Annotated in this window: 18 protein-coding genes and 1 tRNA gene; 1 reads left to right on the top strand and 18 read right to left on the bottom strand. The window is 47.6% G+C overall.

What is annotated here, in order from left to right:
• Window positions 1–331: 331 nt before the first annotated feature.
• The 13 genes from lysS to spoIIE all read right to left on the bottom strand — a co-directional run bounded on the left by lysS (window position 332) and on the right by spoIIE (window position 16,427).
• Window positions 332–1,819 carry a lysine--tRNA ligase gene (gene lysS, locus NSS95_RS16910; protein ID WP_046721998.1) on the bottom strand — a complete coding sequence of 496 codons (1,488 nt, stop codon included), beginning with the start codon at window positions 1,817–1,819 and terminating at the stop codon, window positions 332–334.
• Between the two features lie 330 nt (window positions 1,820–2,149).
• Window positions 2,150–2,668: a 2-amino-4-hydroxy-6-hydroxymethyldihydropteridine diphosphokinase gene (folK, locus tag NSS95_RS16905; protein WP_017550858.1), complete on the bottom strand. Its 519-nt coding sequence runs from the start codon at window positions 2,666–2,668 to the stop codon at window positions 2,150–2,152.
• Window positions 2,661–3,029: a dihydroneopterin aldolase gene (gene folB / locus NSS95_RS16900; protein ID WP_014096547.1), complete on the bottom strand. Its 369-nt coding sequence runs from the start codon at window positions 3,027–3,029 to the stop codon at window positions 2,661–2,663. Before folB ends, folK begins: the two co-directional genes overlap by 8 nt.
• Window positions 3,007–3,843, bottom strand: a complete 837-nt coding sequence (gene folP / locus NSS95_RS16895; RefSeq protein WP_014096548.1) for a dihydropteroate synthase — start codon at window positions 3,841–3,843, stop codon at window positions 3,007–3,009. The genes folB and folP overlap by 23 nt, the downstream gene beginning before the upstream one ends.
• 227 nt (window positions 3,844–4,070) lie before the next feature.
• On the bottom strand, window positions 4,071–4,997 hold the full coding sequence (gene cysK, locus NSS95_RS16890; protein ID WP_014096549.1) for a cysteine synthase A: 927 nt from the start codon (window positions 4,995–4,997) through the stop codon (window positions 4,071–4,073).
• 334 nt (window positions 4,998–5,331) lie between these two features.
• Entirely contained in the window at window positions 5,332–6,213 is an 882-nt protein-coding gene (hslO, locus tag NSS95_RS16885) for an Hsp33 family molecular chaperone HslO (RefSeq protein WP_017550859.1), read from the bottom strand.
• 15 nt (window positions 6,214–6,228) lie between these two features.
• Complete coding sequence (locus tag NSS95_RS16880) at window positions 6,229–6,999, bottom strand: type III pantothenate kinase (RefSeq protein WP_017553409.1); 771 nt, start codon at window positions 6,997–6,999, stop codon at window positions 6,229–6,231.
• 151 nt (window positions 7,000–7,150) lie between these two features.
• On the bottom strand, window positions 7,151–9,163 hold the full coding sequence (gene ftsH, locus NSS95_RS16875; protein WP_014096552.1) for an ATP-dependent zinc metalloprotease FtsH: 2,013 nt from the start codon (window positions 9,161–9,163) through the stop codon (window positions 7,151–7,153).
• Window positions 9,164–9,329: 166 nt separating this feature from the next.
• Complete coding sequence (hpt, locus tag NSS95_RS16870; RefSeq protein WP_014096553.1) at window positions 9,330–9,878, bottom strand: hypoxanthine phosphoribosyltransferase; 549 nt, start codon at window positions 9,876–9,878, stop codon at window positions 9,330–9,332.
• The gene (gene tilS / locus NSS95_RS16865) at window positions 9,862–11,298 is read right to left on the bottom strand and encodes a tRNA lysidine(34) synthetase TilS (RefSeq protein ID WP_035183011.1); all 1,437 of its coding nucleotides are present in this window, start codon (window positions 11,296–11,298) and stop codon (window positions 9,862–9,864) included. The genes hpt and tilS overlap by 17 nt, the downstream gene beginning before the upstream one ends.
• A gap of 457 nt (window positions 11,299–11,755) precedes the next feature.
• Window positions 11,756–12,745, bottom strand: a complete 990-nt coding sequence (locus tag NSS95_RS16860) for a serine/threonine protein kinase (protein ID WP_340714038.1) — start codon at window positions 12,743–12,745, stop codon at window positions 11,756–11,758.
• The gene (locus tag NSS95_RS16855; protein ID WP_013858018.1) at window positions 12,711–13,448 is read right to left on the bottom strand and encodes a VWA domain-containing protein; all 738 of its coding nucleotides are present in this window, start codon (window positions 13,446–13,448) and stop codon (window positions 12,711–12,713) included. The genes NSS95_RS16860 and NSS95_RS16855 overlap by 35 nt, the downstream gene beginning before the upstream one ends.
• A 492-nt stretch (window positions 13,449–13,940) precedes the next feature.
• A complete protein-coding gene (spoIIE, locus tag NSS95_RS16850; protein ID WP_013858017.1) occupies window positions 13,941–16,427 on the bottom strand; it encodes a stage II sporulation protein E in 2,487 nt (828 codons plus the stop codon).
• A 205-nt stretch (window positions 16,428–16,632) separates the two neighbouring features.
• Between spoIIE and NSS95_RS16845 the strand changes: the two genes are divergently transcribed.
• Window positions 16,633–16,706: transfer RNA gene (locus NSS95_RS16845), tRNA-Met, on the top strand.
• A 174-nt stretch (window positions 16,707–16,880) separates the two neighbouring features.
• Here NSS95_RS16845 and NSS95_RS16840 read toward each other — a convergent pair.
• From NSS95_RS16840 to NSS95_RS16820, 5 genes are all read right to left on the bottom strand, one after another.
• Complete coding sequence (locus tag NSS95_RS16840) at window positions 16,881–17,303, bottom strand: S1 domain-containing RNA-binding protein (protein ID WP_340714037.1); 423 nt, start codon at window positions 17,301–17,303, stop codon at window positions 16,881–16,883.
• A gap of 73 nt (window positions 17,304–17,376) precedes the next feature.
• Window positions 17,377–17,772 carry an FtsB family cell division protein gene (locus NSS95_RS16835; protein ID WP_340714036.1) on the bottom strand — a complete coding sequence of 132 codons (396 nt, stop codon included), beginning with the start codon at window positions 17,770–17,772 and terminating at the stop codon, window positions 17,377–17,379.
• Window positions 17,773–17,821: 49 nt separating this feature from the next.
• Complete coding sequence (gene yabQ, locus NSS95_RS16830; protein ID WP_014096560.1) at window positions 17,822–18,451, bottom strand: spore cortex biosynthesis protein YabQ; 630 nt, start codon at window positions 18,449–18,451, stop codon at window positions 17,822–17,824.
• Window positions 18,448–18,753, bottom strand: a complete 306-nt coding sequence (gene yabP, locus NSS95_RS16825) for a sporulation protein YabP (protein WP_014096561.1) — start codon at window positions 18,751–18,753, stop codon at window positions 18,448–18,450. Before yabP ends, yabQ begins: the two co-directional genes overlap by 4 nt.
• A gap of 263 nt (window positions 18,754–19,016) precedes the next feature.
• A complete protein-coding gene (locus NSS95_RS16820; RefSeq protein ID WP_282098237.1) occupies window positions 19,017–19,277 on the bottom strand; it encodes an RNA-binding S4 domain-containing protein in 261 nt (86 codons plus the stop codon).
• Window positions 19,278–19,285: the final 8 nt, after the last annotated feature.

Genomic DNA, 19,285 nt, shown 5'->3' with positions numbered 1-19,285 from the left:
TGTGTTGCTTTCTAAGCGACTTTAATATTCTACTACAAACGAATACTATTGTCAACAACTTTTTCAAATCTGTATTTCAGTAGGCATTTAATTAGCCAACGAATATTACTATACCATGCATTTGGCACGAATGCAATAGTTTTTCGCCATTTATTTTTCAAACAAGCTGAAGCCTGCTTCCTTTCACCAAAGCAGGAAAAAAGCTTATGGTTGGCCATAACAAACATCCATTCCCAAGAAACTGGCCACTTGAACGTTAATATTATATTAAAATAATGTTTTCAAAAAGCAGCGGTTCCTGCCCCGCTGCTTTTTGTAAGTTTTGCTTTGCTTAATCCCTGCTTTTCATTAATGGGAAGAGCAGCACGTCCCGGATAGACGGGGCATTGGTCAGCAACATGACAAGCCGGTCAACGCCGATGCCGAGTCCTCCTGTTGGCGGCATGCCGTATTCCAATGCTTCAATAAAGTCTTCATCCATTTGGTGCGCTTCGTCATTCCCCTGCTCGCGCTCTTTCAGCTGGTTCACGAAACGTTCGCGCTGGTCGATCGGGTCATTCAGTTCGGTGAAGGCATTGGCATGTTCACGGCCGACAATGAACAGTTCAAACCGGTCTGTAAACCGCGGGTCTTTTTCATTTTTTCTAGCAAGCGGCGAGATTTCGACCGGGTGCCCGTAAACGAAAGTCGGCTGGATCAGTTTTTCTTCTACCCTTTGCTCGAAAAATTCATTGACGATATGCCCGTATTCCATATGTTCCGTGATTTCAATATGGTGTTCTTTTGCAAGTGCCCTTGCTTCTTCGGTGCTTGTCACATTCCAGAAGTCGACGCCCGTATATTCTTTAATTGCATCGACCATATGCAGGCGGCACCATTCCGGTTCAAGATTTACTTCATGTTCGCCGTACCGGATGGCGGTGGTGCCGAGTACTTCTTTTGCTGTGTGCACAATCATGTTTTCAGTCAGCTGCATAATATCGTTAAAATCCGCATATGCTTCGTACAGCTCAAGCATCGTGAATTCCGGGTTATGGCGGGTATCGATTCCTTCATTGCGGAAAACGCGGCCGATTTCATAGACTTTTTCCAACCCGCCGACAATCAACCGTTTCAGGTGGAGTTCAATCGCAATCCGCATATAAAGGTCGATATCGAGCGCATTGTGATGGGTGATAAACGGCCGTGCAGCCGCCCCACCTGCAATGGCATGCATCATCGGCGTTTCGACTTCCAAATAGCCGTTCTTGTCCAAATAATTGCGGATGGACTGGATAATGCGGCTTCTTGTAATGAACGTGTTTTTACTTTCTTCACTCATAATCAGGTCGAGATAACGCTGACGGTACCGCTGCTCGATGTCCCGCAGGCCGTGGAATTTATCCGGCAACGGGCGCAGCGCTTTTGTTAACAGAATAAATTCTTTGACTTTGACGGACAATTCGCCCACTTTTGTCCGGAAAACCGTGCCTTTAAGCCCGACAATGTCGCCAAGGTCCGTGCTTTTGAATAACTCGTACTGTTCTTCGCCGACTGCGTCCTGGCGAATATAAAACTGGATTTGCCCTTTCAAGTCCTGGATATGGGCAAACCCGGCCCTTCCTTTCCGCCGTTTTGTCATGATCCGCCCGGCAATGGCAACTGGAATCTCTTTTTCTTCCAGTTGTTCTTCCGTGCATTCGCCGTATTTTTGTTTTAATTCTTCCGTGTCGGTTGTCCGTTCAAAACGCTTGCCGAACGGGTCCACCCCTTTTTCGCGGAGCGCCTCCATTTTTTCTTTCCGGACCAGATACTGTTCATTTATATTTTCGCCACTCATCTTTTTTCCTCCAATCGTTAAAAATGCCGGCCAATATGATAGAAAAGGAAAGACGCCTTTCCTTATTTTCCGCCCTCTTCAAGTATGAAAGGTTCTGCCGCCCAACATTAGCCATTATAGACGTATACCTCTATTATTGTACACAATCTTTCGCGTTCAGACATCCTTTCACCAGGTTTTTTCTTTGTATGTATACAAGCAAGTACTGCCGGGATTCCTCCGGCAGTACTCCGTTACATGGCCTGTCGTTGTTTCCGTACCGGTTATACACCAATCCGTATTTCAGTATAAAGCCGCCGCCGGGTTGTTTAAAATGCCCGGGGGTACCCTTTATGGCAAGAAAGCAGTATCCCCTGTGATCTGTTTCCACAGCCGGACACCATCTTTGTCTGTGCACTTTTTCAGCAGTTCCGCATACGGGGTTTTGGTTACAGGGTCGCAAAGTGCATGGTCCAATTCCGCGAGGGGAACCAAAACAAATGCCCGTTCATGCATGCGCGGGTGCGGAATGGTAAGATTCTCTGTTTTCATATTTTCCTGATTATACAACAAAATGTCAAGGTCTATTGTCCGCGGTCCCCAATGAATTTCCCTTTTTCTCCGTAACTTTTTTTCAATCTCAAGGCAGGCAGCGAGCAGGTCAAAAGGGGATAACCGCGTTTCAATTTGAACAGCCATATTTAAAAACTGTCCCTGCTCGGTGTAACCGACAGGATTGGTTTCATAAATGGATGAAACTTTGCAAACCTTTATGTCCGGGTTGTTTCTAAGTAACCGGATGGCGTGCTGAAGATAATCAAATCGCGGTTCAATATTGGATCCGAGTGCCAAATAAGCGAGATTATCCATTCTTTCTTCTCCTTGTAATTTCGACCGCAACGGACTTGTAATGGCCGGGAATGGGCGGGTCCGGTTTGGTTACTTTGACTGTGACTTCCGCAACTTTTTCGTATAAAGCGAGAATGGAAGCAGCCAGTTTTTCTGCGACAGCTTCAAGGAGCTTGAAAGGCTGCCCTTCAACAATTTTTTTCACGCATGCATAGACATCCGCATAACTGACGGTTTCTTCCAGCCGGTCGGTTTCGCCCGCCTGCTTTAAGTCCAAACCAAGCACGATGGATACACGGAAGCGCTGGCCCAGTTTATTTTCCTCGGGCAATACGCCGTGGTAACCGTAAAATTCCATATCATGAATATAAATTTTGTCCATCCTGTTCCCCTTTTCCGACGAGGGCGTCCATCATTTTCACCATTCTGCTTACAGGTTTTACATCGTGGACACGGACCATATGGCAGCCTTTCATGATGCCAAAGCAGCATACCGCCCCAGTGCCTTCCATTCTTTCGCCCGTCGGCAGCCCGAGCACGCTTCCGATCATGCGCTTCCTTGAGGCAGCAAGCAGAACGGGATAGCCGAGTCCAACAAGTTTGTCGAGGTTTCGCATCATTTCCATGTCTTCCTGAAAACCTTTCGCAAACCCGATACCCGGATCGAGGATGATTTGCCGGTCCTCGACGCCTGCTTTTTTTGCAATCGTGATGCTTTCATACAGGTCGTTCAGACAGTCCCGCATAAAATGTTCATACTGCGGCTTTTCGCGGTTATGCATTAAAATAATCGGAACGTTGTACTGTGCGGCAACATCGGCGATTTCCGGATCCCGTTTTGCCCCCCATACATCATTGATGATATGTGCGCCTGCTTTTATTGCTTCTTCCGCAGTTCTCGCTTTATACGTATCGACAGAAAGCGGCGCCTGGATTTTTCCTGCCACCGCGTGAATGACCGGCAAGATTCTCTCCAGTTCTTCCTCTGCTGACACCGGCTGATGCCCCGGCCTTGTCGACTCTCCGCCAATATCGAGCAGATCGGCACCGTCCTCTACCATCTGATACGCATGTTCCACCGCTTTCTCAGGCTGAAAAAAATTCCCTCCGTCCGAAAAAGAATCGGGCGTTACATTTAATATGCCCATTACATAGGTTTTACGGGTAAAATCGAACGTAAACGAACCACACTTCAACTGCTGTTCTCCCCTTTTTCAGTTCAATAATTATAGTCTATCACATCCGCGGCCATCGATTAATACGGAATACAAAGATGTGGGTCGCTGGAGCAGATCCGGGATCACCCCGGGCGCCCTACTAAAAAAGCTGCCGGATGCCAACTAGAGGCTGGCGTTTCAAACCAGCATAGATAGGCTGTGAAAAGAAAAACCCGCGGGGCGTTTCTCCGCGGGTTTTATCGTTTTTAATCTTCAAACTGGTAAAGCGGGGTGCTCAAATAGCGTTCGCCGGTATCCGGAATGATGGCAAGCACTTTTTTGCCTTTGCCGAGTTTTTTCGCCACTTCAAGGGCAGCGTAAACGGCAGCACCGGAAGAAATCCCGCCGAGAATGCCTTCTTTTGCCGCTGTATCTTTTGCCGCTTTGAAAGCCTGATCCGTTGTGACACGGATAATTTCATCGTAAATTTCTTTATCAAGTGTTTCAGGGACAAAGTTGGTGCCGATACCTTGAATTTTGTGCGGGCCCGGTTTGCCTTCAGACAACAGCGGGGAGTCATCCGGTTCAACAGCATAAATTTTGATACCTGGATAAGCTTCGCGCAGCGCCTGGCCAGCCCCTGTAATCGTTCCGCCGGTGCCGACGCCGGCAACAAAAGCATCGAGCTGATCTCCCATTTGTTCAATGATTTCTTTACCGGTTGTCAAACGGTGGATTTCCGGGTTGGCCGGGTTTTTGAATTGCTGTGGCATAAAATAGCCGTTTTCTTTCACGAGTTGTTCCGCTTTATTTACTGCGCCTTTAATGCCTTCAGAGCCCGGGGTTAAAACAAGCTTTGCCCCGTATGCACGCAGTAGGCTGCGACGTTCCATACTCATTGTTTCCGGCATGACAATGACAGCTTTGTATCCTTTTGCAGCCGCAATCATGGCAAGCCCGATTCCCGTGTTGCCGCTTGTCGGTTCAACAATGGTGTCGCCCGGTTTTAAGCGTCCTTTTTGTTCAGCGTCTTCAATCATCGCGAGGGCAATCCGGTCTTTTACACTGCTGGCCGGATTGAAATATTCCAGCTTCAAATACACTTCTGCATCATTTTCATTTGTCAGACGGTTTACTTTTACAACCGGTGTGTTGCCGACCAATTCAGCAACAGAGTTCACATACTTTGCCAAAATCATCCACCCCATATTCCGAGTATTTTTATTGGTTTAATATCTAAAAATTAACATCTTTTTACGCAATTGTCAACCAAAATGCCTTGCTATTCTATGACAAAGTGCCTAAGAAACAATGCCGGCAATATCGCTTTTTTAGCCACTGACGCTGGGCTTCTTGATCAAGCGACGGCTATTGCAACGGGACGGGGGCAAGCTTCCGTCAATCAAACAGGCCAGCCCCGATTAGACAACTTGGTTAAAAGTTGCCCATTCGCGCTCAAGGGGCCCGCATTCATCTGAAAAGGAAGGCCGTTTTGCCGAAAATCATCCTGCCCTCACGGCTTTCGCCTTACCCCTTTGCTTCTTCCAGCATTTGTTCCAGATCTTCACGGCTAAAATGGTATTTTTCACGACAGAAATGGCAGACGGCTTCAGCTTGCCCGTCTTCCTCGATCATGTCCCTGAGCTCCTGTTTGCCGAGGCCGATCATAGCAGAAGCAAATTTTTCTTTGGAGCAGGTGCATTCAAACCGTACTGCCATTTTCTCCAATATCTGCACATTTTCTTCGCCGAGCAGATTTGCCAATATTTCTTCCGGCGAAAGCCCCTGGCGGATAAGGTCGGAAATCGGGGCGGTATCAGAAATTTTATTTTCAATTTCCGAGATGACTTTCTCGTCTGTTCCCGGCATCAACTGGATGATAAACCCGCCGGAAGCCAGAATCGTGTTGTCGGGATTAACCAGCACACCGACACCGACTGCAGATGGCACTTGTTCGGAAGCGGCAAAATAATACGTAAAATCTTCGCCGAGCTCGCCGGATACAAGCGGAACCTGGCCTGAAAAATTCTCACGAAGCCCGAGATCTTTTACAACGGTAAGCGTCCCATCTGTCCCGACTGCACGCCGGACATCCAGCTTTCCTTTTTTGTTTAAATCAAAATGGGTTTGCGGATTGGTAACATAGCCCCGGACTTCCCCGTGTGCATTCGCGTCTACCAGAATGACACCGATCGGTCCGCCGCCTTCCACTTTGATCGTAATTTTTTCATCCCCCTTCAGCATGGCCCCCATCATCGCCCCCGCTGTCAACGTTCTGCCCAGCGCGGCGGAAGCTGTCGGCCAAGTGTAGTGCCTCCGTTGGGCTTCTCCAACGGTTTCCGTTGTTTCCGCAGCGTATGCCCGGACCTGCCCGTCATACGCTAATGCTTTAATTAAATAATCCGCCAAAAGAAAAATCCTCCTTTAATGCTGTAAGTTTCGGTTATAAATCAAGTGCAACCCTTTTAAAGTCAAAAATTGGTCGACGATATCAATGCTTTTTGATTCTTTTGCAATGAGGGGTGCATGCCCGCCTGTTGCAATGACGACCGGGTCTTTTTTACTTTTTGCTTTCATCCGGGACACGATACCTTCAACCTGTCCGACATAGCCGAAAACAATGCCTGCCTGCATGGCACTAACGGTGTTCCGGCCAATAATATCATCCGGGCTCGCGATTTCTATCCGGGGCAGTTTGGCTGCTCTCGAGTACAGGGCTTCCGCTGAGATGCTGATGCCCGGTGCAATCGCTCCCCCCATATACTGCTTTTCCTCGTTAATATAACAGTAAGTGGTTGCTGTCCCGAAGTCGACAATAATTAACGGGCTGCCGTATTCGTGGATGCCGGCGACCGCATTGACAATCCGGTCCGCCCCCACCTCACGCGGATTATCGTATTTGATGTCGAGCCCTGTTTTCACCCCTGGGCCGACGATAAGCGGCGAAACATGGAAATATTTGCTGCACATCCGCTCCAGTGCGTACATAATCGGGGGCACCACAGAAGAAATAATAATGCCGGTAATATCTTTAAAGTGAATGCCGACATGGCGGAACAAGGCTTTCATAGACATGCCGTATTCATCCTCCGTTTTATCCCGGACGGTTTGAATGCGCCAATGATATTTTAGTTCATCTTTATCGTATACACCTAATACAATGTTTGTATTCCCCACATCGATCACCAATAACATTATGCTCACCACTTTGTTTTTCTGTTAGTTTTTATGCAACCATCATACCATAATCTCCGTGATTTAGAGAATGCTTTCATTTGGTTCCCTAGCCATAAAAAAGCACCGCCTTTTTTTTCAGACGGTGCTTTTTTAAATGATTTGCAACCTATCAAAGTTGATCATCATCTGCCGGTCTTGATGGTCCCAGTTTCCCCGGCCGTTTTTCATCTGGCATCCCGGTATCCGAATTATTTCCGGCACCCGGATCCACTTCTTTGATGCCGCCCTGCTTCGACTGCAGGTTCACGCGCGGCTCGGTTCCACCGATTTCAGCCGGATCCTGGGATTTCGCAGGCTGTTCAGGCAACGTGCCATGTTCAAACAGATGCTTGATTTGTTTTGCATCCAATGTTTCCACTTCAAGCAGCGTTTTTGCGATCAGTTCCAGCTTATCGCGGTGTTCAAGCAAGATCTGCCGTGCCCGTTCATAACAGGTTTTAATGATATTTTGAATCTCTGTATCAATTTCGTAGGCAATTTTATCGGAATAATTTTGGTCATTGTTAATATCTCTGCCCAAAAATACCTGGCCTTGCGAAGACCCGAACTGGAGAGGGCCAAGCTTATCGCTCATCCCAAATTCAGTTACCATCCTTCTCGCAATGCCGGTTGCGCGTTCAAAGTCGTTGGATGCGCCCGTTGACACTTCACCGAACGTAATTTCTTCGGATACACGGCCGCCGAGAAGCCCCGTAATCTTATCGAGCAATTCTGGTTTTGTCATGAAATAACGGTCTTCTTTCGGTACCATCATCGCGTACCCGCCGGCCTGTCCGCGCGGCACAATGGTCACTTTCTGGACAATTTCCGCTTCATCGAGCACAAGCCCGATAACGGTATGCCCGGATTCATGGAAGGCCACAATATTGCGTTCTTTTTCCGAAATGACCCGGCTCTTTTTCGCCGGTCCGGCAATGACGCGGTCTGTCGCTTCATCAATATCCTGCATGTCAATTTTTTTCTTGGAAGCCCTTGCCGCAATCAACGCTGCTTCATTAAGCAGGTTTTCCAGATCGGCTCCGGAAAAACCTGGTGTCCGTTGGGCAATCGCTTTTAAATCGACGGACGGGTCAAGCGGCTTATTGCGCGCATGGACACGCAGCACAGCTTCACGCCCGTGGACATCCGGTCGGTCAACCGTAATCTGACGGTCAAAGCGTCCCGGCCGCAGAAGCGCAGGATCAAGAATATCCGGGCGGTTTGTTGCCGCAATAATAATGATTCCTTCATTGGCGCTAAATCCGTCCATTTCAACGAGCAGCTGGTTCAACGTCTGTTCACGTTCATCATGGCCGCCGCCGAGCCCTGCACCACGCTGGCGCCCGACTGCGTCAATTTCATCAATAAAGATAATACAAGGCGCGTTCTTTTTCGCGTTTTCAAATAAATCACGAACCCGGCTTGCACCGACACCGACAAACATTTCGACAAAATCAGAACCGCTGATGGAGAAGAAAGGAACGCCTGCTTCACCTGCAACTGCCCTTGCCAGCAATGTTTTACCGGTTCCCGGAGGCCCGACAAGCAGTACGCCTTTCGGGATACGGGCACCCAGTTCGGAAAACTTGCGTGGATCTTTTAAGAATTCGACGACTTCGACAAGTTCCTGTTTCTCTTCATCCGCGCCGGCAACGTCACGGAAACGGACTTTCTTTTTGTCGTCATTGTAAAGCCTTGCTTTGCTCTTCCCGAAATTCATGACACGGCCGCCCCCGCCCTGTGCCTGGTTCATCAGGAAGAAGAACAGAATGAAAATAATCACAAACGGAATAATGGATGTCAGGAAAGAAACCCATCCATTCGTTTCTTTTGCCTGGAGGACATCGACTTTCACTTTTTGATCGTGCGCCGCTTTATCGATCCGGTTCAGCATGGCCTGGTCATCCATAACATACGTAATAAACTGTTTATTGCCGTCTTTCAGCAGGCCCCGGATCTCATAAACGCCCCTTGAAGGCTGCGTTGTTATACTCTTTACACTGCCATTATCCAAATAAGAAACAAATTGATCATAGGATATCGTTTCCGTCGTTTCGCTGCTGCGGTTAAAAAAACTTACGATCCCGATCAGGACGACAAATAATAATACGTAGAAAATTGTATTTCTGAAGATCCGATTCATTCCTTACCTCCTCCCACGGTCTTAAAAAACTATATTCAATAGTACTATAGTGGTTTTTAATTTAACAATATTTTGCACCCGTTTTTCATCTTTTTTTCACAGACCGTTTGCTTTTCCATACATATAGCCTGAATTTCACAATGATAGTCCTCTTTTTTCGGAATTCTTACTCCCCCTCATGGGTATAAACAGCTGGCTTCAGGATGCCGATATACGGAAGGTTGCGGTATTTTTCCGCATAGTCAAGGCCGTATCCGACAACGAATTCATCCGGGACAATGAATCCGACATAGTCAGCCTGGATGTCCGCTTTCCGACCCGATGGTTTGTCGAGCAATGTGACGATTTTAATGGATTTTGCTTTCCGGTAGCGGAACAATTCAACCAGGTAACTGAGCGTCATCCCGCTGTCAATAATGTCTTCGATAATCAGGACATCGCGCCCTTCCACCGAGGTATCCAAGTCTTTTAAGATTTTGACTTCTCCGGATGAAACAGTAGAATTCCCGTAGCTCGATACGTCCATAAAATCCATTTCCAAATATGTATCCATATGCTTGACAAGATCGGCCATAAACATCATGGCGCCTTTTAATACCCCGATCGCAAGCGGAAATCTGCCATCATACTCTTTCGTCAGCTGCTCCCCCAATTCCTTTACTTTTCGCTGGACTTCCTCTTCTGTAATGAGGATTTTTTCAATATCCTGATTCATCTTGCGATTGCCCCCTAGAAGTTGTTTGCTTACAATAGTGCACGACATAGTAGGTTTCATCAGGTAAAATAAGCCCGGATTCAAACTTTGCTTTTTTCAGATTCGGAAGCCACAGGATGTTCCCTTTTGAATCGGTTACAACCGGCCACAAATCCCGCTCCGGCTTTGAAATTTTCTCATCAATAAATATATCTTTTACCTTTTTTGAACCATTTAGTCCTTTTGCTTCAATTCTGTCCCCCGGTTTCCTTGTACGGACAATAAGGGGGAGAGAAGTGTCGTTTATGTGTAATAATAGCATATTCTTTGGCAGGGATGAATATGAAATTTTGCTTTTTACAAGCTTTATCGTATACCCGTTCGGCAGATCAATCTTCATCCCTTCATCCAAGACATATTGATATGCAGAACGGGCGGGGCGGCGCCCAAAAGAAAAGGCCATGCGCCCGTAGTCCCTTACAGCCTTTAAGCCGCCGGGGAGATCGGCGCTCCCGGACGGATTGGAGCCTGAAGCCAGTTTTAAAACGGCATCTGTATGTATCGCTGTGACGTCTTTTATGTCTTCATTGTAAAGATATTTTAATATTAGATGAATCACCCGCCTTTGTAAAGGCATAGGCATCCCTTTGAACTTCCGGAGATCGAGCGTGCAAGTTCCGGACCCTGTTTCCGCCATCTGCTTTAATTTTTCCTGCGCCAGCCCGTAAAGATAGATTTCATCTTCCAAAAGCTCTTCGCTGAATCTTTGAAAATGCAAATGGGCCCGCGGGTTTTCTTTCTTTAGAAAAGGCAGGACGGACGCACGAAACCGGTTTCTTGCAAAGTCGGGGGATGCGTTGCTTTCATCGGTGCGTGGTTCGAGATGATAATGGGCGCAGTAATCTATGATTTCTTTTTTGGCCGTGCCCAATAGCGGACGGATGATTTCTCCCTTTGCAAACGGCCGGCGAAACGGAATGCCTGCCCTTCCCTTTCCGCCTGCGCCCCTTGTAAGCCGCATCAGTACCGTTTCCATCTGGTCATCGCCGTGGTGGCCTAATACAACTTTATTGGCGCCGGTTTTCTCCATTGCTTCAGCGAGAAAAGCATACCGGTATTTTCTCGCTGCTTCTTCAATGCCAAGGCCTTCTTCCTTCGCTTTTTCCAGCACCGGGATTTCTGCCGTTTCACAACCGATACGGTGAGATTCGCAAAAGCTTTTGACAAACAAAAGGTCTTTACAGGACGCTTCCCCCCTTAGCATATGGTTAACATGAGCGGCTGTTATCTTTACACGGAAGCGCTCCCTTCGCGAAGTGAGAAAGTGGAGGAGCGCAAGTGAATCCGGCCCGCCGGAAACCGCTACGAGCAAATGGTCTCCCGCCTCAATCAGCCTGTGTTTCCTGATAAAATGGAATACATTGTCCTCAAATGCGAGCATAAAACCTGTCCTTTTCGGTACCGTTTTGTTATTTCCATTGTAACATGGGCATTTCCAAATTTCTAAACATATTCTGCTTTAAAGAATTTGTGCCGGTGTATTTATCCTGAATATTCATTTCCATCCTTTTGCTTGCATGGACGTTTGCGTAAAATTTGCGCTATAAAAAGGAACTTCAGTTTTTCCATCAAGCCCGACCATCGATTTCTACGAGAACTACTTTTTGCGGCAGGCAACAGAGCGGCAATATTTTGTTCATTTTATATAGCATTTTCATCATAAGGCAAACGGCCGGAAATTTATGCTTTCTTTATAAAAAGGCGCCCGTCCTGAAAAAAGCATAGACTTGCCATCCTTGCCAGTGCTGCGCTCGTTGTCGCTGCGCACTTATTTTCGGCCATGCTGTAATCCCGGATTAGGAGGCCGCCGCATTTTTCCGGCATAAATTTGTGGATATTTAAAAAGGGATGCTGATTTGTCCGTAAGTATAATACCAGTATAACACAGAGATCATCAAGATGATCATCATGGCAGCCATGAACTTTTTAAATTTTCTAAACCTCCGTCTTTTTGCCCGCGACTGTCCGAGTTTTGATTTTTCCGGCCTGTGCGTTGTTTTGGCTTTCTTCTTTTCTCTATGCGAAGTCAGCAGCATAAGCATGTCCTGCCTCATTTCAAAAGCTGTCTGGTATCCACCCCCCAGCGCTTTCCGCAGCACCGCCTCAAATTTGCACAGCCCGGCATGTTGCCTGACCGCCGCCATCAGCTGCGGGAAGCCATTTGCCTGTTTTTTTAAAAACCGGTTCGGATAAGCGAGATTGATCATCACCATTGCGGCGGAAAACAAATCATAGGAGGGCTCGGCTTTCCGCGATCCCAACCCCCAGTAACCCCTGTCAAAAAACTCCGTAAATTCTTTTACAGAACGCCCGATCTTTGTCATCCCGCCCGGGTCAATGCAGCGGATCCTGTTTCCAGGCGTCCCGACCAGCAAGTTTTCGGGCTTCAAATCCCCGAAAATCCATCCCTGTTCATGCAAATGCTGCAAATCGGAAAGAAGCTGGATCACAAGCACTGCCGCCCAGGAAAAACCTTTCCCGGAAACAAAGGAAAGCAGGTCCGGGCCTTCTATATATTCCATGACATAAAAGGGAATGACCTCCCGCCCGCGTTCCCAGTCATCCGCTTCCAAAAAGGAAGGCCCGAGGGACTGCCCCCGGGCCTTGGATATGGTTTTTAGTACGCTGGACTCGGAGGCCACCTGGGCAGTGCTCACACCGGCTTTTAATGCAACCGGACCGGCCGCCGATTCCGCCAGATATACAGCGCCATTTGCACCGGCCCCAAGGCGCTTTAGCAATCTGTACCGGTTTTTATGCCATTTCCCCGTCACAACCGTACCCGGCGGATCATTAAATGGATTCTTCAAAGTATTGTCCGTCATCATGCGTATGATATCCCCTCAGCTTCCTTTTCCGGTCAAAATGGCGGATCGCCTCATGAATGGCCGGCCCTGTCGGCGTAATCCCGCCTGTCTGCAGTTTCGGAAATATTGCCGCCAGCGATTCCAGTTTCGGTGTCCAGTCAAGCAGTTTCTCCGTCTCTTTCCTTTTCCCAGGAAATATAAAAACTGAAAATTGGTTATTTCCCATCCGCGCATTCAGGCTTAAAGACAAATCAAGCAAAGCTTCTTTTACCGTCTCAAGCTTCGGTTTCATGCTTGCGCTTGTATCGACGAGCACAAGAATGTCCAAATCCACTGTTTCCCCCAGCTCATCCACCACCTCCAACACATCGCCGCGTTTTTCAGGCGGCAGTGCTTCAATGGATCCGTTACTTCCCAAAATGTGTTTTAATTCCTTGTTCACGATTCCCTGAATCGTCTGGGTCATCGCTTTCCGTGTGACCATTTGCACAGTTTGCGATAATTGTTTCGTATATACGATCTGGCTGACGCCGCCCCCTGACATGGCGATATTTTGAATTTCCGCTGCCCCTTTTTCATCAATGATATCCCGTTCCATGACGCCAATTACATTAATGGTTATGCCTGCTTCCCTTGCCAGTGCCGCAGCTGCAGCCGGATCACCCCCTTGGTTTGAACATCCGTCCGTAATCAGCAAAATTTGTTTTAAAGTGCCTGCATTCATCTTTTCTCCTCCTTGTCATTGACGGCATTTCTTGCGTTTTTACCATCATCGACAATCGGGAGAAAATATATACCGTTGCCTTCCGCTTCTTCTATTTAATTCCCGCTTTTCAGACATATCTTCGCTTGTAAAGTGCCCGCCTGAAATTCGGGCGCTTTATCAAGCAAACGTTCCAATCCTAACGAAATTCCCTTATCCGGCCGCCCGCCTCCTTTTCTATCCTGAAAAATGGTGCCCGTTGATGTTCATTCCTTTTCTCCTGTTGCCGCATTCATTGCGGCACAGGCTTCTGTCCTGAAAATGTGCGGCGGCTGATGTTCACCCTTTTGCCCGCCCTGCACTCTTTAGCATAGGTGCCCCGCCTGAATATTCAATTTTATCCTTTCCGTACCGCATTTTTAGCTGATCGTGGACACGTGCGCTGTTTCTGCTTGCAGCCGCCGTTTCGGCCCGGCCGTTTCAGCACGTATCGCATTCAGTGTGGCACGGCATCTAAGAGATCATTTTTTTCCCTTTGCTGACCGGGATGGCCGCCCATTTCGGCGTATTGTGTTTGATTTTTGCAACGACGACCGTCATATCATCTTCAATTAAACCGGATCGCGAACGGATCACTTCTTCTATGAGCAGGTCGGCAATTTCCTGGGGATTTTCCGTTTCCAGCTCCCGGATTTTCCGCTTAATCCATAATTCCGGGTTTTCAATGTAACGCGGGCCTTCCAAAATCCCGTCACTCATCATGATTAAAATATCGCCGGCTTTCAGCTGCCGGGAAACGACATCCACATCAAATTCCTGGATCATGCCCATCGGCAAATTCCCGGATTCAATTTTGATCACTTTATCGCCGCGTTTGATAAAACTCGGCGTCGATCCGATTTTTAAAAATTTGCTGCTTGCATCCTGCAGGTCGATCATCGCCAGATCAAGCGTGGAAAACACTTCTTCCTGCGTCCTCAGCGCCAGAATGGAGTTCACCGATTTGATCGCAATTTTTTCTTCTATGCCCGATTCCAAAATCTGCCGCAAAAGCCTCAGTGTCTCATTGCTTTCGTGATGGGCGCGCTCGCCGTTTCCCATGCCGTCACTGATGGCAATGGCATACTTTCTTGAGCCAAGCTCGATCATTGAATAACTGTCACCGGATATAAAACCGCCTCCTTTTGCGGCATGCGCCACACCAGTGTCGACGACAAACGCCCTTGCCGAACGGAATGTCACATAGCCAAGCCCGCCCGACTGCGAACCGAACTCTTCTTTCTGGACAACAATTGTTTCCCCTAATATATCGGAAAGCATTGGCGCGATGATCTTTTCGCATTCGCCATAGCCACTGTACTGCGGCAAGGTTATATCAATGTCAATATTGCCCGACTCCAGGCTGTAAATTTCCACCTGGTCAATATCGAGCCCGAAGTCCTGTAATGACTCAAGAATCATTTCTTCCTGCCGCTGATGGTTCTCGCGCTCCCGCTGAATTTCCTTTGCAAAATCCCCCATGACTTCCGAAACGCCCTGCAGCTGTTCTGCGACGATTTTCCGGCTTTCTTTGATCATTTTTTTGAACTTTTGATTGGCCTGGTAAAACGTCAATTCCTGGTTGATCGCCTCTTCCACTTTTTGGGCCCTGACACAATGTTTCTCCAATTCGCGATGGACACGCCTCGAAACCGCTCCGTCCCTTTCACTCAGGTCCTCCATCGTCATTTTCATCAAATCATATGTCTTATCAAAGTTTTTCGCCCAGCACTGCTCTTTTTTGAAGCAGGTCTGGCATGTCCGTTCCGTGACATTGCTGAAAAAATAATCCAGATCCCGTTCGCGGTCCTCCTCTTCTTTCGTATGGTCATACTGCGAAAAGCTTTTGGACAGCGCCTGAAAAACGGACGAGAACTGCTCCACGCGGTGAACCGTCACATCGCGCACTTTCCTTAAATATTGCTGCTGCTCCTTCATATATTCGGCTGTCCCCGGGATATGCCGCGCCATTTTGGCCGTAAACGGGGACGGCGTTAAAAAGAAAAGGGCAATGCTCACGCATGTTTCATACAGCGCAGCGCTTAAAGACGCCCCGGCATCGCCGTACATCGTAATCAGCAGGGTGGCAACAAGCATCCCGGCAGCAGCACCCCCACGCTTCCCTTCTTTTAACAATCCGCACAGGAGCCCTGCGAACGCAAGCAGGCTCATTTGATAAAAGCTGGACACGTTGGCGAGGCTGAAAATGAGGCCGGTCACAACCCCGACAGTGGAACCGACCGTCGCACCGCCGACAAACGCAAACAGCAGGACAAGATAGCGCGAAAAAATATGCTCGACGGACAGCCCGTTCACCGTCCAGCCGATTGTCCCGGTCAAAACGGACGCGAGCACAATGATGAGGCTGACGACTTCCTCCGTCTTTAATGTTTTTTTTCGCCTTGTTTGTGATAAGATTGGAATGCTTTGCATAAATATCATGGTAAGGATAAAGGTTAAGCACGATTCCACACCCGCCATCAGGCCGTCATAAAAAGAGAGCTGGAACTGCTGCTGAAGATAAAGATAAGCGCATTTTGAAACGAGCGAGACAGCAAAGATGTAAAAGGGCAGCACCCGTGTTTCCTCTTTATGGTATTTGCCGAACAACCTGAATACAAGAATAAAGAGGATGGTCGAAGCCAGCGTGTACATCCCGTTCGCAACGGATAATGTTAATCCGCCCGCAGTGAGGCCGAGCAGCGTGATGGGCGCCTTATCCCGTTTCATCACATAGACAGCTGCGAAAAACGGCAATGCAAACGGCGTAAAATGGGACAAAATAAGGGCCCTTCCCAGCAAAAAGCCGATGATCAAAAGGCTGATGCCTTTTTGGATAAACAACGATTCAAATTTCCCCCGGAGCTGCTTCCACCCTTTCGCAAACTCTTTTTTTGTTTCCTCAAGATCCACATGGCCCCCCTGCTCGATCATTCCCCGCTCAACTTTCCCCAAATTCATCATAAACTCCCCCTCATCACTTTGATACAAGCAATTATAAAAGGACAAGTTTTAAAAGTTTGTCAAAATTCCAATGCAACGCCAAAGAAAAGTTCGACTTTTTCCACAAATATGCGATGCATTTTACAATTTTTTTCAAAAAGAGAAGTTGACAAATGGGTGCAGTGCCGTTATTATAGAAAATGTGCTTTTTCATTTAAGCCATGGCGGCGTAGCTCAGCTGGCTAGAGCGTACGGTTCATACCCGTGAGGTCGGGGGTTCGATCCCCTCCGCCGCTATATTCGTTTTGAAAAAACCGGCCCGTTAAAGGCCGGTTTTTTTCGTGTGATTCGGCGATTTTTGTCCGAAACAGCAAAAAGAAAAAGCGGATCCGACAAACATTTCTGTTTGAACCGGTTCCGCCCTCCAATGAAAAGCAATGATACGGATATATGAGTCAACTAGACAGCAAGTTAGCCTCTTCTCGCGCCGCGGCCGCCGCGTTTCGATTCTGTATTTCGTTTGAGCGAAGACAGGCGATCTTCACTGTCTTTCAAAAAGCGCGCCATTTTGGATTCAAAATCTTCTTTTCCGCGGTTATTTCCCCGGCCATGCCTTTGCGGCCGATGGGAATGGGACTGGGATTGGGATTGCTGCGCCTGGTCTTTCGCCTTGCGGATCGACAAACCGATTTTCCCGTCTTTTTCGACATTCAGCACCTTTACTTCAACGATATCGCCGACTTTTAAATGGTCATGAATATCTTTTACATAGTTATCAGCAACTTCACTGATATGAACCAGCCCGGTTGAGCCCTCCGGCAATTCGACGAAAGCCCCGAAATGCGTGATGCCTGTTACTTTACCTTGTAACTTGCTGCCTGCTTCAATTGACATAAAAAAATTTTTCCTCCTTAAAAGATAAAAAAATCAACCTTTAACATATTATAACGAACATGAAAAAAGAGTGTCAATAAGACACGTCTTCTTCTTGGGCATTCTTTTTGGAATCAGGCAGATTAAAGATGATCTCCCCTTTTTTGGAAAGGAAATATTCGCTGCGGGCGAGTTTTGCAATATAGTTATCATCTTTCAGTTTCTTAATCTCGCTTCTAAGCATCGCCTGCTGCTTGTCAATGTCCCTTACCTGGTGCTCCAGCTTTGCTTTTTGTTCTTTTTTTGCAGCGAGCTGTGCGTTCCGTGAGACCAGGGTAGAGACGAGCAGTGCGGAAACAAGCACTGCCATAACACCGAAAAGCGCCAATCGCCGGAAAAGCAGCTTACGCCTTCTCGCCAGTACTTTTTCTTTGACCGATTGCTGTTTTATATAAGCATTGTCCATTGAAGCAATATTGCGTCCCAACATACTCCCTCCTAAAAAGCCCTAGGCAGAGCGGAAAGTATAGCCACCGGGCTTATCTTTTAAAAAACCTGCCGATCCGGTTTTTCAGTTTGATAAACTTATTCTGGATTGTTTTCCATAATCCTGCCGTTTTCTTAAAAAAACGTTCAAAAGAGGCGCGCAGCGGATTGATGCGCCATAAAAAAACACCCAGTACGGAAAACGGTTTAAGCCCGGTCTTTAATATCCATATTACCATTTTTGCCATCATTTTTACAATCGTATAAAGCAATCGCCCTGCGCCGAGAAAAAGGGCAAACAAAAGAAGGACAAATCCTTTGGCCGGGCGGAAAACAAGAAGCCGGAACATGCCGGCTGTAAACCGGCCGATGCGGCGTGCTGCCTGGATGCACCATTCCAACAGCTTCAAGTACCCGTTTTTGAATAATGCCTGGTAAGCGGCAAACCCGCACAGGAGGGCGATAAAAATATAAAACCGGACTTCCCCGGCGTTTACCAGGAACAGGACATAAAACAGCAGCAGGCTCTGGCACAGCCAAAAAAGAACATCATGGACAAAGACAACCCAGCGCTTTCTTTTCCGTCTTTGCAAAAAACGGTTATACGTATCAAGGGTGCCGCCGAAAAAGCTTCCCATCGCGATCATGGCAAGCATCGTATAAAATTGCACGCTCAGGCTCATCTAAACAGCTTGCTAAAGAGTCCCTTAGCTTTCTCCCCGTGATGGTCATCCAAATAAACAAGATCAAACACTTTTCCTTTTATCGAGACGACCCCTTTGTCAACATCCAGGTTTTTCATTTGCAAATTCTGCCCGCGAATGGCGAGAAAGCCCATCACCGTTTCCAGCAAAAACTCCTCATTGTCAAAGCTTTCCACCTGCTTCACGCCGGTAATATCCAGCAGCTTGCGGCCGCGCATTATCACATCGTGTTCCTGGAGAACCGGTTTGCTTGCTTGCGGTGTATTATAAAAGTCACTCATCCTGATCCCCACTTTCCTTGTCCAAACTTTGTACTATACTATGCCCGTCCGGACAAAAAAAGACCAAAAGGGAACAGCACACGAAACTAAAGCACGGCCATACGAATTCGCACGGACCTCCGGAAACGCCTTCCCGTAAAGCTTCCATTCTAGAACTTTTCGGGTGTGATCCTCTCCCGCACATCCCCAGGGCGCGCATTCTGCCAAAAAAATAAAAAAGGCGTCCATAGCCGGTTCATGGCTTCGGACACCCTGAAACATTTTTATTCATTGACCCGCGTTTCACTGATCATCGTGTACATGCCAGCGGCGTCTTCTTTTTTTGTCGACTCCCTTAAATTCTCCACTTTCACCTTGACCACTTTCTGGCCGAAACGGATGGTCAGTTCATCCCCTGTCTTCACGTTTGAACTGGCTTTTGCCTGGACGCCGTTGATTTCGATTCTGCCCTGGTCGGCAACTTCTTTTGCAAGCGTACGCCGTTTGATCAGCCGTGAGACTTTTAAAAATTTATCGAGACGCATTGTCGTGT

It is taken from the genome of Weizmannia sp. FSL K6-3076 (assembly GCF_038007245.1).
Taxonomy (GTDB): domain Bacteria; phylum Bacillota; class Bacilli; order Bacillales; family Bacillaceae_C; genus Weizmannia; species Weizmannia faecalis.
This window is presented reverse-complemented; position numbering and strand designations above follow the sequence as displayed.